We start from the raw sequence: 14,624 nt of genomic DNA, 5'->3' as shown, positions 1-14,624 counted from the left end.
CCCATTCGCGCCTACCTTGGACGCAACTAGATATGCTACAAGAAGCGCCACTCCCCTTGATGTCTATAGCGGGTGAGCCTCAACCCAACTTCTCAGCCACCAGCGCCTTCAAATCCGCTTCGCTCCTCGCGCCGTAATGCGAGATGATTTCGGCGGCGCAGATGGCGCCCATGCGCAGGCAGGTCTCGAGGCTCTCGCCGCGGGCGTGGCCGGTGAGGAAGCCGGCGGCGAACAGGTCGCCCGCGCCAGTCGTGTCGACAACCTTGTCGATCGGCTCGGCGGCCACTTCGGCGCGCTGGCCATTGGCGATGCCGACCGCGCCCTTGGCGCTGCGGGTGGCGACGAGGACGGGGATCTGGTCCTTCACCATGGCGAGGCCCGCTTCGAAATCGTCGGTCCCGGTCAGCGTGGCGAGTTCGTGCTCATTGACGAAGAGGATGTCGATCTGTCCCTCTTCGATCAGCGCGCGGAAATCGTCGCCGTGGCGGTCGATCACGAAGCTTTCCGAAGCGGTAAAGGCGACCTTGCGCCCCGCCTTGCGCGCCACCTCGATCGCCCGGCGCATGGCGCTGCGCGGCTCTTCGGGGTCCCACAGATAGCCTTCCAGATAGAGGATGCCCGCGCTGGCGATCAGCTCGTCGTCGAGCGCGGCGGGCGGCAGGAACTGGCTCGCGCCGAGGAAGGTGTTCATCGTACGCTCGCCATCGGGCGTCACGAAGATGAGGCAACGCGCGGTCGAGGGCTGGCCTTCGCGGGCAGGCGTGTCGAAATCGATGCCGACCGCGCGGATGTCGTGGCTGAAGACGTCGCCCAGCTGGTCGGCTGCAACCTGTCCGACGAAAGCGCATTGCGCGCCGAGTGCCGACATGCCGGCCAGCGTGTTGGCAGCGGAGCCGCCCGAAATTTCCCTCGCCGGTCCCATTGCCTCGTAGAGCCGCCGCGCACCCTCCTCGTCGACCAGGGTCATGCCGCCCTTGTTCAGTTCGAGTTCGTCGATCAGCTCGTCGGTGCAGGGGGCCATCACGTCGACAATGGCATTGCCGATCGCAATAACGTCGTAGCGGGGTTCGGTCATGGGTACTCCGGCGGGGGGATTCGAATTGTCGGGCGCCGTTAGCGCTTCGTCGCGCATAGGCCAAGGGCAGCGTTGACTTAGACCCAGGCCGCGCGCATCCCGGCACCGCATGATGTCGCTGCCTGCCGCTCTCGCCCTGTCGATCCGCCAGTTGGGCGACCCGGCGATCCTGAAGGTTCTGTTCAAGACCGCGCTGGCGACCCTGGCCATCTTCGCCGCAGGGGGGGCGGGGCTCTATGTGCTGGTCGAGCGCGCGATCGACAGCGTGACGAGCGCCGATACCTTCGGCATGGGTGCGCTGGTCGCAGCAGCGGGTATGATCCTGGCAGGCTGGTTCCTGTTCCGTGTCGTGGCTCTTTTCGTCCTCCAGTTTTTCGCCGAGGACGTCGTGCGGGCGGTCGAAGCGAAGCACTATCCTCAAGCTGCGCATACGGTTCGCGACATTCCCCTGAGCGAGGAAGTCGGCAATGCGTTTCGATCGCTCGCGCGCACGGTCCTTGCCAATGCAGCCGCTCTGCCAGTCGCGGGCCTGCTGCTGGTCACGGGTGTCGGTGCGGCGGCCGTGTTCTGGGCCGTCAATGCCTATCTGATCGGGCGAGAGCTGCGCGACATGGTCTGGCTGCGCCACCGCGTCGATGCAGCCGAGATCGCGCCGATGGGCAGTGCCAAGCGGTTTTTGCTCGGCGGCGTGGTGGTCGCCTTGCTCGCGATACCTTTCGTCAACCTCCTCGCCCCGATAATAGGTGCGGCCAGTGCGACCCATCTGGTCCACCGCGCCCGCGAGAAAGGCATCGATGCGTAAGTCCGCCCTGTTCCTGCTTCCCTTGCTCGGTGCCTGCACCACCGTTCCCGCAAGCGTGCCATCCGCGCCCGCCGCATCGCGGCCAGCCGCTTCGCCGCCGCCGCAGGAAGTGCGCGTGGCTCCGACTACCCCATCGTTCCGCGCGCCGAGAGTGATGAACGTGCCCGGCCTGGAAGGTGTGATCGGCAGAAACGAGACGGCACTCGCCAATATGTTCGGTCCGCCGCGCCTGAACGTGACGGAAGGCGATGCCAAGAAACTCCAGTTCGTGGGCGAGGCCTGCGTGCTCGACATCTATCTTTATCCGCTGGAGCCGCGCGGCGAGCCGAGCGCGACCTATGTCGACGCGCGGCGGGCCAGCGACGGCCTCGATGTCGACCGGGCCGCCTGTGTGCAGGCCCTCAAACGCTAAGCTCCGCGCCAGCGCCTTGCGGGTGTGTGCCGAATCGATGTGATGAGCCTGGCACGATGCTGGCGATCAACAGATACGATGGAGGCGCAGCTATGCTCAGCACCATACGGCATTCCGGGCACGGGCACGCTGGGTCGGCGCCTCGTTCGGATCCGCTGATACCGCACCGATCGTATCCTTATCGGCACACCCGATCCGAAGAATGCGAGGCGGCACCATTACAATTTGACGAAAATATCCTAGGTAGGCGCCAGCGGGGGCGATTAAGGCACAAGGGCCATGGAACGGGTAATCTACAATTTCGACAGCCTGCCGCTACGGCATAGCGCGACGACGGCACCCAAGCGCCGTTCGATCTACCGTGCGCGGCGCGTGCCCGAGCCCCGTATCGGAATCATCTACAATCCGCGAAGCCACCGCAATCAGGGGCAGGATCTCGCCTGTGCGGGCGCCGACAGCGTCATGGTTGCGCAACCGCGCACGCGTGACGAGATCGCGCATGCCCTGGCCGGTTTCGCCCGCGACGGGATCGATTTCCTCGTCATCAACGGCGGTGACGGCACGGTCCGCGATGTGCTGACCATGGGCCAGGCGGTATTCGCCGATCGCTGGCCCGCAATAGCGGTGCTTCCCAAGGGCAAGACCAATGCGCTCAACGTCGATCTCGGCGCCCCCGCCGACTGGTCGCTCGAAGGGGCGATCGCCGCCTATGCCTCGGGCCGGCGGCTGGTTCGCCGCCCGCTCACGGTGAGCCGCGATGGCGAACAATCTCCCGCAATGCTCGGTTTCATTTTCGGTGCCGGGGCGTTTACGCTGGGCATCGAGGCCGGGCAGGACGCGCATTCGCTGGGTTTCTTCAACAGTCTGGCGGTTGGCGCAACCAGCGCCTGGGGCGTGCTCCAGGGCCTGTTCGGGAGCGATCGCAACAAGTGGCGGCGGGGCACGCAGATGGAGCTGCGCTTCCTTCCCTCGGGCACGCCCGTTCCGCGGTCGGCCCATGGCAATCCCGCACGCCGCAGCGTCATGCTGGCATCGACGCTGGAGCGCATGCCGATGGGTATCGAGCTTTTCGGCCAGCCGCGTCCGGGCCTCAAACTCGCCGTGCTCGATCACCCGCGTCGCCGCGTGCTCGCGGCGCTGCCCGCTATCCTTATGGGCTGGCGTCCGGGCTGGCTCGCCAAGGCCGGGCTCCACCAGCTCGATGCCGAGGCGCTGGCGGTCGACGTCGATGAACCGGTCATTCTGGATGGCGAGGCCTTTCCTCCGGGTCGTTACCGGGTCGGACAAGGGCCGGAACTCACTTTCATCAGCGCGTGAAGCCCGCTCTTTCGCAGCGGATCGCGAGCGCACTCGATCGCCCGGTGCGCGACGAGGTCGCGGCCTATGCCCGGCAGCTTGGGGAAGAGGCGGGCGCGCTTGCCGTGTTGTTCTACGGGTCGAATCTGAGGACCGGCTCGCTCGAGGGTGTGCTCGATTTCTATGTCCTGCTGCCCGGCCCCCAACGCGAGCGCGTCTGGCCGCGCGTCGGCTATCGCGAATGGGATCATGCGGGAGAGTGCCTGCGCGCCAAGATCGCGACCATGTCGCTCGCGCAATTCGCCAGGGCCGCGGAAGGGCAATCGCGCGATACGACGATCTGGGCGCGCTTCGTCCAGCCATCGGCCCTGGTCTGGGTAGCGGACGATACCGCCCGCACCGCAGTGCTTGCGGCGCTGGCATCGGCGGCCGTCACCGCAGGGCGGCTGGCCGCGGCGGTCGGCCCCGAAAGCGGACCGGCCGAAGACTATTGGCGGGCGCTGTTTCGCGCTACCTATCGGGCGGAATTCCGGGTTGAGAAGCCGGGCCGGGAAGATTCGATACTCGATGTGAATGCGGCGCATTTCGATGGCCTGCTGCCGCTCGCCTGGGAGGCTGCCGGGATCGGTTTTACGCGTGAGAACGGGGTGCTGCGGCCCAGCCTGCCCGCTTCGCGGCGCCGCCGCATTCTCGGCTGGTGGCGCCGCCGCGCCCGCCTTGGCAAGCCGCTCAACCTGCTGCGGCTGGCCAAGGCAACCACCACCTTCGATGGCGCTGCCGACTATGCCGCGTGGAAGCTGCAGCGGCACACCGGCATCGCTCTCGAAGTGACACCGTTCCGCGCGAAATACCCGCTGCTCGCCGCGCCGGGGGCGCTGGTCGAGCTATGGCGCAAGCGCCGCGCTCAGCGGTAGCGCATCTGGATCGACATCGTTTTCACGCCGGTGCCGACATCGAAAGCGGTCTTCTTGTAGCTCGGCTTGCCGAGATTGAAGATGTTGATGCTGGGATTGTTCGACATCGCGCCGCCATCGGTGAAGATATCGGTCTTGCCATTGCCATTGACATCGTGGCGTACCGCAATGCCATATTTCCCGGGAGCGGGCAGCGGCATGCAAAATGTCATCGACCCTGCCTTGGCAGGCGCTTCCATGCGGTAGATCCAGCGGCCCTTTTCGAGCCAGTCCTGCTTGGTCCCGCGATAGCTTTGCACACGGATTGTACCGGTGCTGGCCTTGATACCATTGATCGTCACCGACACGGCGGGGCCTGCGGCAGATACGCATTTGCTGGGATCATGGGTGATCTTTTCGCGATATTGCGCTTCGGCGGGGGCGGGCGCGGCCAGTCCCGCGAGCGAGAGCGCTGCGATGGCCGAAGCGGCGATTGTCGTGCGTTTCATCAGCATTGTCCGAATCAAATCCGTAGAAAACCGGCATATGGGCGCCGGTGAAGCGAGGCGCGCTGCCCCGAGATATGGCTGCTGTTTACCTATATTGCGCTGAATTGCGGCTGAATTACTTCGCCGCGCACGATCTGGTCCGTATGGATCGGAATGACGCCATCGACCGTAGAGCAGATGCAGCCCATGTGGAAAAGGGCTCCCCGCTCGCTTGTTAACCCTCCTTTCGCGCGCGTAGGGCTGGCCAAAGCTCACACGCGACCCAAGGCCCGTGCCCCGCATGACCACCCCGTTGATTTCCCCATCCATTCTGTCTGCCGATTTCGCCGCGCTGGGCGCGGAGGTGCAGGCGATCGACGCGGCTGGCGCGGACTGGATCCATGTCGATGTGATGGACGGCCATTATGTGCCCAACATCACCATTGGTCCGGCCGTGGTGAAGGCGTTGCGCCCCCACACCGACAAGCCGTTCGACGTTCATTTGATGATTGCGCCGATCGATCCCTATCTGGAGGCGTTCGCCGAGGCCGGGGCGGACATCATTACCGTGCATCCCGAAGCGGCGCCGCATATTCACCGCACGTTGCAGGCGATTTCCAATCTCGGCAAGAAAGCGGGTGTCGTGCTCAATCCGGGCACGCCGGTCGAATCGCTCGACTATGTTCTGGAAGACGCCGACCTCGTCCTCGTGATGAGCGTGAATCCCGGATTTGGCGGGCAGAGCTTCATCCATTCGCAGCTTCGCAAGATCGAGGCGATCCGCAAGCGTATCGATGCGCTGGGCAAGCCCATCCATCTGGAGGTGGATGGCGGTGTGAATGCCGAAACCGCGCGGCTTTGCGTCGATGCCGGGGCCGACGTGCTGGTTGCCGGATCGGCGACCTTCAAGGGTGGGCCGTCGCGCTATGCGGCGAATATCGCCGCGCTGAAAGGGCAGCAGTGAGCCACGACGCGCGCACTCTCCTGCGCGCGGATGGCAGCGCCGCCGAAAGCGAAGCTGCGCCGGCCCTGCCGCTCACCGGCATGGCGGAACCGCTGGTGGATAATGCGGCGCCCGCCGAACTCGAAGCGGTTGCCGTGGAACCGGCGCGTGCGCTGGTCCTGTCCGACTTTCGCCCGCCGCGCGCAGGCCCCGTCGACAGCGTGGTTCGCTGGGCCTACCGGATCGGTGTGCCCGGCTCGGTGCTCGCGGCGCCGCTGCGCAAGCCCTCCGCCCTGCGTATGCTGGCAACCGTTGCCAGCCCGCTGGAAGGGGAGCGGGCTGCGGGGATGGCGTTGCGGGCGGGGCAATTCCTCGTCCATGGACTCAAAGTGCCGATCGACAAGGTCGATTTCGCCAGCAATGCATCGCTGACTCCTCCGGTGCAGCGCGTGGTGCAGGGCTTCACCTGGCTGCGCGATCTCGGTGCCTGCGCCCCGCGCGAGGAATGCGCTGCGATAGGCGAGAAGCTGCTGGCCCGCTGGCTCAAGGCCAATCCGGTGCCCGCCAAGGGGCCTGCATGGAGCGTCGAGCACGCCGGGCTGCGATTGCTGGCCTGGCTGGTTCATGCGCCCCTGCTGCTGGGCGGTGATGCCAAATTGCGCGGACAAGCCCTGGAAGCGATGGAGGCGACGGCACGTTTTCTCGACCGCCAGGTGGCCAGCGCCGACGATCGGCTCGGGCAGGTCGCGGGCTGGTGCGCGATCGTGGCGGCGGGCCTGCTCATGCCCGATGGCCGTCCGCGCCGCCTGTTCGGGGAAGCAGGATTGCTGCGCGCCCTTGGCGAACTGGTCGGCGATGATGGCGGCGTGCTCTCGCGCAGCCCGCTCGCGCAGATGGAGGCCATCGCGCTGCTGGTCGATCTGCGCGCCTGCTATGAAGCGGTTGATCGCGCTCCGCCGCCCGCGCTCGAGACCATGCTCGCCATGCTCGTTCCGCCGCTTCTGGCCCTGCGGATGGGGGATCGCGGGGTCGGTAGCTGGCAGGGTGCGGGGGCGACGTCGGCCGCTCGGCTCGATGCGCTGGTTGTCGCCAGCGGTGTTCGTGCGCGACCGGGCAAGGAGTGCAGGCATTGGGGCTACCAACGCGTCGATGCAGGCAAGTCCGTGCTTGTGCTCGACGCGGCCCCGCCGCCGCGTGCGCGCCATGCACGCCATGGCTGCGCTTCCACACTTGCCTTCGAACTGTCGCATGGCGAACAGCGCATCATCGTCAATTGCGGTGGTGGAGAGCTGGCCGGGGGGCAGGTGCCCGTGCGGATCGAACAGGGTTTGCGGGGCACGGCAGCCCATTCGACGCTGGTGCTCGACGATGCGAATTCGACCGCTGTGCTGATCAAAGGGCAGATCGGCAAGGGCGTCGAGGAAGTCGATATCGCGCGCACAGCGGTCAAGCAAAAGGGCCGCGATGCGGTGCGGCTCGAAGCTTCGCATAATGGCTATGCCGCGCGTTATGGCCTGATCCATCGCCGGACGCTGTTGCTCGGCGCCGATGGCAGCGGCTTGTCGGGCGAGGACATGCTCGAACCTTCGGGCCGCCAGGGCAAGCGCGGCAAGATTGCTTTCGCGATCCGCTTTCACCTCGGCTATGGGATCGAGGCCGGTCTGGCGGACGACAGGCGCGGGGCTGGGCTCGCCCTGCCCGACGGAAGCTACTGGCAATTCCGGCTCGGAGGCGATAGCGGCGAGGCGCAAATCGCGATCGAGGACAGCCTCTGGGTCGACGGGCAGGGACGCCCGCGAGCGACCAAACAGCTTGTCGTCGAAGGACTGACATCGCGCAGCGGGGGGCGTTTCCCCTGGCTGCTCAAACGCATGGGATAACCGACACGTGACGGATGTAACGATCAAGCGGGCACTGCTTTCGGTGTCCGACAAGACCGGCTTGGTGGATTTGGGCAAGGCGCTCGCGGCTAAGGGCGTGGAGCTGGTCTCGACCGGCGGCACGGCCAAGGCGCTGCGCGAAGCGGGCCTCGAGGTAAAGGACGTCTCCGACCTCACCGGTTTTCCCGAGATGATGGACGGGCGCGTGAAGACGCTGCATCCGATGGTCCATGGCGGCCTTCTGGCGGTGCGCGACAATCCCGAACATGCGGCGGCAATGGAAGAACACGCGATCGGCGCGATCGATCTGGTCGTGGTCAATCTCTACCCCTTCGAAGCGACCGTGATGCGCGGGGCGGAGCGCGACGAGATTATCGAGAATATCGATATCGGGGGGCCGTCCATGGTGCGCAGCGCGGCGAAGAACCACCAGTTCGTCACCATCGTCACCGATCCGGCCGATTACGATACGCTGATCGGCGAACTGGAGGCGAGTGGCGCGACCTCGCTCGATTTCCGCCGCAAATGCGCCGCCAAGGCTTTCGCCGCCACCGCGGCCTATGATTCGATGATCAGCCAATGGTTCGCCTTTGCCGACCAGCAGCAGCTCTTCCCCGATTTCCTCGCCGTCAACGGCCAGACGCCGGTCGAGCTGCGCTATGGCGAAAATCCGCATCAGAAGGCCGCGCTTTACACCCCCTCCGGGCCGCATGGGCACGGCATCGCGCAGGCCGAACAGCTCCAGGGCAAGGACCTCAGCTACAACAATTACAACGATGCCGATGCCGCGCTCGAACTGTGCGCCGAATTCAAGGGCGGCGATCCGGCGGTGGTGATCGTCAAACATGCCAATCCCTGCGGCGTGGCGCAGGCCTCGACCTTGCTCGATGCATGGAACGAGGCGCTCGCCTGCGACAGCGTCTCGGCTTTCGGCGGGATCGTCGCGGTCAATACCGAACTCGACGGAGAAACCGCGCGCGCGATCTGCGAAATCTTCACCGAAGTCGTCATCGCCCCTTCGGTCAGCGACGAAGCGCGCGAGGCCTTTGCGAAGAAGAAGAACCTGCGTCTGCTGGTTACCGGCGATCTGCCCGATCCGCGCCGTGGCGGCCTGTCCATCAAGCCGATAACCGGCGGCCTGCTGGTGCAGACGCGTGACAATGGCGCCATCAGCGAAGCCGACCTCGAGGTCGTCACCCAGCGCGAGCCGACGGAGCAGGAGCTGAAAGACTGCCTTTTTGCCTGGACCGTGGCGCGCCATGTAAAGTCCAACGCTATCGTCTATGCCAAAGACGGTGCCACGGCCGGGATCGGCGCGGGCCAGATGAACCGCCGCGATTCCTCGCGCATTGCCGCGATGAAGGCCGCCGAAGCGGCGGAGAAATACGGCTGGGACAAGTCCCGCACCGTGGGAAGTGCGGTGGCCTCCGATGCCTTCTTCCCCTTCGCCGACGGCCTGCTGGCTGCGGCGGAAGCGGGCGCGACCGCGATCATTCAGCCGGGCGGCTCGATCCGCGACGAGGAAGTGATTGCGGCGGCGGACGAAAAGGGGCTGGCCATGGTCTTTACCGGGATGCGCCACTTCCGCCACTGAGCCGGGAGCAGGCGGCTCATCGCCTGAACCGATCACAACGATCCGATTAAGCGCGTTGCAATAACGGCGCGTGTAACCACGTCGGCAATCCCGACGAAAGATATTGCATGACCCTCTTCACTCCCGACCTCTATCGCAATTTCGGCATCGGCTTCGGTGCCGGTGCCATCGCCGTGTTGCTTGCCAGCGGTGGCGAAATCTTCGCGGCCGTGCCGCAACTGATCGCCGCGATTTTCTGATGCACTGGCGCGCCGCTCTGGTTGCGGCCGCGCTCGGGCTTGCCGTGTCGGCCTGCCAGGAGCCTGTCAGTGCGGCTGAGAAAACGGTCGCGGCGCCTGCCGCAAAGCGCGTCGCCGAGGAAGGCGAAGGGCTGAAAACCGCAGTCTTCGCAGGCGGATGCTTCTGGGGTGTCGAAGGGGTCTTCAGCCACGTTAAGGGTGTGAAGAGCGCGGTTTCCGGCTATCACGGCGGCACCAAGCGACAAGCGGCGTACAAGCTCGTTTCATCGGGCATTACCGACCATGCCGAGGCGGTAAAGGTCACTTACGATCCCAAGGTGATCCGCTACGATCAGTTACTTCGCATCTTCTTTTCGGTGGTTGCCGATCCCACCCAGATCAACCGGCAGGGTCCCGACGTTGGGGCGCATTACCGCAGCGCGCTGGTGCCCCAATCGCGCGAACAGGCTGCGGTGGCAACTGCCTATCTCCGGCAATTGCGCGCGGCCAGGCTGTGGTCGAAGCCGATAGTGACCAAGATGGAGCGCGCCCAGACCTTCTACCCAGCCGAGAGCTACCATCAGGATTTCATGCTCAAGAACCCCCGACACGGCTATATCGTGCGCTGGGATGCGCCCAAGGTGAAGGCTCTGAAGGCGATGTATCCCGGTGTCTATTCGGCGCGCTTCCAGCCTGACTAACTTGCGGCGAACGGGCGGCACCCCTATTTGGGCACTCTATGGCTATTCACGCGCACGCTCACCACGAACATGCAGGCGATGACCTGATCGAGGCGGCTCGCCTCGCGCTTCTCGACAGCGGCGAGCAATGGACGGGTATGCGCCAGTCGGTGTATGAAGAGCTCGCCCGGCACGACAAGCCCGCCAGCGCCTACGATATTGCCGACAATCTTTCGCGTTCGCGCGGGAAACGCGTGGCCCCCAACAGCGTCTATCGGATTCTCGACCTGTTCGTGCGCACCAACCTTGCCAAGCGGATCGAGAGCGCCAATGCCTATCTGGTCAATACGCATCCCGGCTGTCGGCACGACTGCATCTTCCTGATCTGCGACGATTGCGGCAAGGCGACGCATATCGACGATGATCGCGTGACCGGCGCATTGAGAGAGGCGGGTAGAGACGCAGGCTTTACCGACGTGCGCCCGGTGGTCGAACTGCGCGGCCTGTGCGATGAATGCGCTGAGTAATTCACGACGGCAAACCGTTCATTTTCGTCGACGAACCGTTCATCGACAGTTTCGATTTCCGAGTGTAGAGCAGTGGGCATGACAAGCCGCCCCAAGACGCCGTTGCTCGATACGGTCGATACTCCCGACGATCTTCGCAAGCTGAAAAAGAGCCAGCTTCGCCAATTGTCCGACGAATTGCGCGCCGAGATGATCGACGCGGTCGGAACGACTGGCGGCCATCTGGGCTCGGGACTGGGCGTGGTCGAATTGACCACCGCCATCCATTATGTGTTCGACACGCCGACCGACAAGCTGGTGTGGGACGTCGGCCACCAGTGCTATCCGCACAAGATACTGACCGGGCGGCGCGACCGCATTCGCACGCTGCGCCAGGGCGGGGGCTTGTCGGGTTTCACCAAGCGCGCGGAAAGCGAATACGATCCCTTCGGCGCGGCGCACAGCTCGACCTCGATCTCGGCGGCGCTCGGCTTTGCCATGGCCAACAAGATGCAGAACCGCCCCGGCCGCGGCATTGCGGTTATCGGCGATGGCGCGATGAGCGCCGGCATGGCCTATGAGGCGATGAACAATGCCGAACAGGCGGGCAATCGCCTGGTCGTGATCCTCAACGACAACGATATGTCGATCGCCCCCCCAGTGGGCGGCCTGTCCGCCTATCTCGCGCGGATGGTGTCGAGCAGCGAATATCTCGGCCTGCGCTCGATGGCTTCCAAGATCGCCAAGAAGCTCGGCCGCCGCGTGTGGGGCGGGCTGGAAAAGGCCGAGGAATATGCCCGCGGCATGGCCACTGGCGGCACGTTGTTCGAGGAACTCGGCTTTTATTATGTCGGCCCGATCGACGGCCACAATCTCGATCATCTCATCCCGGTGCTGGAGAATGTGCGCGACAGCGAACAGGGGCCGGTGCTGATCCATGTCGTGACGCAAAAGGGTAAGGGCTATGCCCCGGCCGAAAATAGCGCCGACAAATATCACGGTGTCGCCAAGTTCGATGTCGTCACCGGCGAACAGAAGAAGTCGAAGGGTGGTCCGCCCGCCTATCAGAATGTCTTCGGTGAAACGCTGGCAAAGCTGGCAAACGACGATCCGCGAATCTGCGCCATCACCGCAGCCATGCCGAGCGGGACGGGCGTCGACAAATTCGCCAAGGCGCATCCCGACAAGGCGTTTGACGTCGGTATTGCCGAACAGCATGGCGTGACCTTTGCCGCCGGTCTCGCCGCCGAGGGTATGCGGCCCTTCGCGGCCATCTATTCGACCTTCCTGCAACGTGCTTACGATCAGGTGGTGCACGATGTGGCGATCCAGAACCTGCCGGTGCGCTTCGCGATCGACCGCGCGGGTCTGGTGGGGGCCGATGGCTGCACGCATGCGGGCTCGTTCGACATCACCTACCTCGCCACGCTGCCCAACATGGTCGTCATGGCCGCCGCCGACGAGGCCGAGCTGGCGCATATGACCTATACGGCGGCCGAATATGACGATGGCCCGATAGCCTTTCGCTATCCGCGCGGGGCCGGGACCGGCGTCGAGATTCCCGAGACGCTCGAAAAGCTCGCGATCGGCAAGGGCCGCGTGGTTCGTGAAGGCACCAAGGTCGCGATCCTGTCGCTCGGCGCGCGTCTGGAGGAGGCGAAGAAGGCTGCCGACCAGCTCGAGGCCAAGGGCCTGTCGACCACCGTTGCCGACATGCGCTTCGCCAAGCCGCTCGACACGGCGCTGATCGAAAAGCTGATGCGCAGCCACGAGGTCGTCGTGACGGTGGAAGAAGGTGCCGTGGGCGGCCTCGGCGCGCATGTCCTGACTTTCGCGAGCGATAGCGGGCTGACCGATGGCGGTCTCAAGGTCCGTACCATGCGACTGCCCGACCTGTTCCAGGACCATGACGATCCGGCCAAGCAGTATGACGAGGCGGGTCTCAACGCCCCGCATATTGTCGACACAGTGCTTGATGCATTGCGCCACAACAGCGCCGGTGTGGAGGAGGCGCGGGCCTGAACCGGCGTCGCTAATCCGGACGCCCTGAGCCACCGGCCGAAATCTCGGATAGCCGTGTAACGATGCGTTCAAGATCGCCGCTGCGCGGGTGCCCGGCGCGGTGGACGGCCCAGAATGGCGGCATGGGGAGGTAGCGCTTGCCAAGCCGCACGAGTTCGCCCCGCGCCAACCGGTCCGTGATCAGCCGTTCGGACAGCAAGGCGGCACCGAGGCCCGATGCCGCAGCGCCGATGGCATGGCTCTCCTCGCTGAAATCGCCCGCAATGGCGAGATCGTCGGCGGAGATGGTCGCGCCGAACCATTGATGCCACGCAGGGGCAGGCCGTTCGCGCAAGGCCCAGCGATAGCGGATCAGCGGCAGTTCGCGCAATTCGACATCCTCCGGCGTCGGCGCAAACCGCTTCACCAGGGCAGGCGCTGCGACCGCGATCAACCGATCGCCGAACAGCCGGTGCCAGACATGGTCCGAACCGGGCTGTTCCTGCGTGCGAATGGCCAGATCGACATCGCCACCATCGAGGCTCGCCGGGCGGTTGTCGGCCTCCACGATCATGTCGAGCCCGGTATCGGCGCGCAGCCGGGGCAGGCGGGGGGTGAACCATTCGGCTGCAAAGCCCATCGTCATCGAGATGGCGAGCGGCCCCTGCCCGGCGTCGGAAGCGCGCATGATCGCCGCCTCCATATTGTCCAGCGCATCGCGGATCGCCGGATAGAGCAGCGCCCCCTTTTCCGAAAGATGCAGCGGGCGGGGATGGCGATGGAACAGGGGCGCGTCGAGCCACGCTTCCAGCTTGCGGACCTGGTGGCTGATGGCCGTCGGGTCGAGATCGAGTTCTTCCGCCGCGCGGCCGAAATGCAGGTGACGCGCGGCGGCTTCGAAAGCGCGCAGGGCGTGAAAGGGCGGGAGGCGGCGCATGGCGATTTTCCTGCGAGGATGAATTGCATTCATCTCATGCCTGAACGGGCGCCAATGGCCAAGTGCGGCTCGATCGCCCAGTTGGCGGGCGACCAACCGCTCTCTGAAGGAAACCTCGATGACCAATCTGCTACGGATCGATGCCAGCGCTCAATCGGAAGATCGTTCGCTGACCCGGCAACTCACCAGCCTTTTCGCGCAGACGTTTCTGGAGGTAGCGCCGGATACAACCCTGGTGTCGCGCGATGTCGGACATTCCCCGCCGCCCTTCGTCGATGGCCGGTTCATACATGCGGCTTTCACTGCGCCGGACCAGCGCGAGGACTGGATGGCCGATGTGCTGGCCCCATCCGACCGTCTGGTCGACGAAGTCGTGGCGGCGGACATCATCGTCATGGGCGTACCGATGTACAATTACGGCATGCCGGCCGCGCTGAAAGCCTGGATCGATCAGGTTGCCCGCATTGGCAGGACGTTTTCCTTCGATCTGGAGCGCGGGGATTTTCCCATCGAACCGATGCTGTCCGGAAAGCGGCTGGCGGTTCTGTCGTCCCGCGGCGAGTTCGGCTTCGCCCCGGGCGGTATCCGCGCGCACAAGAACGCGCTCGACCCCGCCATTGCCGCGTGCGCCCATTATTTCGGTGTGGACGAAACGGCGATCGAATCCATCGCGATCGAATATCAGGAATTCAAGGACGACCGGCATCGCGCATCGATCGATCAAGCCCGCGCGAGAACGGCTGCCCTGGCGCGGCGCCTCGCCGCCGAGGCGTCGACCGGGAGCGAAAGCGAGCCGAATTTGCCCACCTTGGAGCTTAATCTGCCCGACGGGATGTGACACAAGGCGGCTCTTTGTTTCTCCGCTTCGAAGGACCGCCGCGAATGGGCTTGCTCACGAT

15 protein-coding genes are annotated in these 14,624 nt (G+C 65.0%); 12 read left to right on the top strand and 3 right to left on the bottom strand.

Features of this window, described 5'->3' with window-relative positions; all coding sequences use genetic code 11:
* Positions 1–79: 79 nt before the first annotated feature.
* Positions 80–1,075, bottom strand: a complete 996-nt coding sequence (locus L5849_RS09495) for an adenosine kinase (RefSeq protein WP_236925382.1) — start codon at positions 1,073–1,075, stop codon at positions 80–82.
* 112 nt (positions 1,076–1,187) lie between these two features.
* Here L5849_RS09495 and L5849_RS09490 point away from each other — a divergent pair, with 112 nt between their 5' ends.
* From L5849_RS09490 to L5849_RS09475, 4 genes are all read left to right on the top strand, one after another.
* Complete coding sequence (locus tag L5849_RS09490) at positions 1,188–1,877, top strand: EI24 domain-containing protein (RefSeq protein ID WP_236925381.1); 690 nt, start codon at positions 1,188–1,190, stop codon at positions 1,875–1,877.
* Positions 1,870–2,289: a hypothetical protein gene (locus L5849_RS09485; protein ID WP_115415460.1), complete on the top strand. Its 420-nt coding sequence runs from the start codon at positions 1,870–1,872 to the stop codon at positions 2,287–2,289. The genes L5849_RS09490 and L5849_RS09485 overlap by 8 nt, the downstream gene beginning before the upstream one ends.
* Positions 2,290–2,568: 279 nt before the next feature.
* On the top strand, positions 2,569–3,606 hold the full coding sequence (locus L5849_RS09480) for a diacylglycerol kinase family protein (RefSeq protein ID WP_115415459.1): 1,038 nt from the start codon (positions 2,569–2,571) through the stop codon (positions 3,604–3,606).
* Complete coding sequence (locus L5849_RS09475) at positions 3,603–4,499, top strand: hypothetical protein (RefSeq protein WP_236925380.1); 897 nt, start codon at positions 3,603–3,605, stop codon at positions 4,497–4,499. Before L5849_RS09480 ends, L5849_RS09475 begins: the two co-directional genes overlap by 4 nt.
* On the opposite strand, the gene L5849_RS09470 is transcribed toward L5849_RS09475, so the two are convergent.
* The gene (locus L5849_RS09470) at positions 4,490–4,987 is read right to left on the bottom strand and encodes a DUF2141 domain-containing protein (RefSeq protein ID WP_236925379.1); all 498 of its coding nucleotides are present in this window, start codon (positions 4,985–4,987) and stop codon (positions 4,490–4,492) included. The genes L5849_RS09475 and L5849_RS09470 overlap by 10 nt on opposite strands.
* Before the next feature lie 280 nt (positions 4,988–5,267).
* On the opposite strand from L5849_RS09470, the gene rpe reads away from it, so the two are divergent.
* The 7 genes from rpe to dxs all read left to right on the top strand — a co-directional run bounded on the left by rpe (position 5,268) and on the right by dxs (position 12,809).
* Entirely contained in the window at positions 5,268–5,930 is a 663-nt protein-coding gene (gene rpe, locus L5849_RS09465; RefSeq protein ID WP_236925378.1) for a ribulose-phosphate 3-epimerase, read from the top strand.
* Complete coding sequence (locus tag L5849_RS09460) at positions 5,927–7,789, top strand: heparinase II/III family protein (RefSeq protein WP_236925377.1); 1,863 nt, start codon at positions 5,927–5,929, stop codon at positions 7,787–7,789. Before rpe ends, L5849_RS09460 begins: the two co-directional genes overlap by 4 nt.
* A 7-nt stretch (positions 7,790–7,796) precedes the next feature.
* Positions 7,797–9,383, top strand: a complete 1,587-nt coding sequence (gene purH, locus L5849_RS09455; RefSeq protein WP_236925376.1) for a bifunctional phosphoribosylaminoimidazolecarboxamide formyltransferase/IMP cyclohydrolase — start codon at positions 7,797–7,799, stop codon at positions 9,381–9,383.
* Between the two features lie 107 nt (positions 9,384–9,490).
* Positions 9,491–9,622, top strand: coding sequence for a hypothetical protein (locus tag L5849_RS15940; RefSeq protein WP_255704225.1), 132 nt, complete (start codon positions 9,491–9,493; stop codon positions 9,620–9,622).
* Complete coding sequence (gene msrA / locus L5849_RS09450; protein ID WP_236925375.1) at positions 9,622–10,302, top strand: peptide-methionine (S)-S-oxide reductase MsrA; 681 nt, start codon at positions 9,622–9,624, stop codon at positions 10,300–10,302. Before L5849_RS15940 ends, msrA begins: the two co-directional genes overlap by 1 nt.
* 38 nt (positions 10,303–10,340) lie before the next feature.
* Complete coding sequence (locus L5849_RS09445) at positions 10,341–10,808, top strand: Fur family transcriptional regulator (protein WP_236925374.1); 468 nt, start codon at positions 10,341–10,343, stop codon at positions 10,806–10,808.
* A gap of 78 nt (positions 10,809–10,886) precedes the next feature.
* Positions 10,887–12,809 (top strand): 1-deoxy-D-xylulose-5-phosphate synthase, encoded by a 1,923-nt coding sequence (gene dxs, locus L5849_RS09440; RefSeq protein WP_236925373.1) that lies wholly within the window; start codon positions 10,887–10,889, stop codon positions 12,807–12,809.
* Between the two features lie 10 nt (positions 12,810–12,819).
* Here the strand turns inward: dxs and L5849_RS09435 are convergent, their stop codons facing one another.
* Positions 12,820–13,725 carry a LysR substrate-binding domain-containing protein gene (locus L5849_RS09435; protein WP_236925372.1) on the bottom strand — a complete coding sequence of 302 codons (906 nt, stop codon included), beginning with the start codon at positions 13,723–13,725 and terminating at the stop codon, positions 12,820–12,822.
* A 118-nt stretch (positions 13,726–13,843) separates the two neighbouring features.
* Here L5849_RS09435 and L5849_RS09430 point away from each other — a divergent pair, with 118 nt between their 5' ends.
* Entirely contained in the window at positions 13,844–14,563 is a 720-nt protein-coding gene (locus L5849_RS09430; protein ID WP_236925371.1) for an FMN-dependent NADH-azoreductase, read from the top strand.
* Positions 14,564–14,624: the final 61 nt, after the last annotated feature.

It is taken from the genome of Erythrobacter sp. SN021, from assembly GCF_021864455.1.
Note: the sequence above shows the minus strand (reverse complement) of the source record. Positions and strands in the feature narration are given on the sequence as shown.

What these genes read in the sequence shown, in the direction of transcription:
- L5849_RS09495 (WP_236925382.1), bottom strand. Translation starts at nt 1,075, where the DNA reads ATGACCGAACCCCGCTACGACGTTATTGCGATCGGCAATGCCATTGTC.
- msrA (WP_236925375.1), top strand. Translation starts at nt 9,622, where the DNA reads ATGCACTGGCGCGCCGCTCTGGTTGCGGCCGCGCTCGGGCTTGCCGTG.
- L5849_RS09485 (WP_115415460.1), top strand. Translation starts at nt 1,870, where the DNA reads ATGCGTAAGTCCGCCCTGTTCCTGCTTCCCTTGCTCGGTGCCTGCACC.
- rpe (WP_236925378.1), top strand. Translation starts at nt 5,268, where the DNA reads ATGACCACCCCGTTGATTTCCCCATCCATTCTGTCTGCCGATTTCGCC.
- L5849_RS09470 (WP_236925379.1), bottom strand. Translation starts at nt 4,987, where the DNA reads ATGAAACGCACGACAATCGCCGCTTCGGCCATCGCAGCGCTCTCGCTC.
- L5849_RS09435 (WP_236925372.1), bottom strand. Translation starts at nt 13,725, where the DNA reads ATGCGCCGCCTCCCGCCCTTTCACGCCCTGCGCGCTTTCGAAGCCGCC.
- L5849_RS09490 (WP_236925381.1), top strand. Translation starts at nt 1,188, where the DNA reads ATGTCGCTGCCTGCCGCTCTCGCCCTGTCGATCCGCCAGTTGGGCGAC.
- dxs (WP_236925373.1), top strand. Translation starts at nt 10,887, where the DNA reads ATGACAAGCCGCCCCAAGACGCCGTTGCTCGATACGGTCGATACTCCC.
- L5849_RS15940 (WP_255704225.1), top strand. Translation starts at nt 9,491, where the DNA reads ATGACCCTCTTCACTCCCGACCTCTATCGCAATTTCGGCATCGGCTTC.
- L5849_RS09430 (WP_236925371.1), top strand. Translation starts at nt 13,844, where the DNA reads ATGACCAATCTGCTACGGATCGATGCCAGCGCTCAATCGGAAGATCGT.
- L5849_RS09445 (WP_236925374.1), top strand. Translation starts at nt 10,341, where the DNA reads ATGGCTATTCACGCGCACGCTCACCACGAACATGCAGGCGATGACCTG.
- L5849_RS09480 (WP_115415459.1), top strand. Translation starts at nt 2,569, where the DNA reads ATGGAACGGGTAATCTACAATTTCGACAGCCTGCCGCTACGGCATAGC.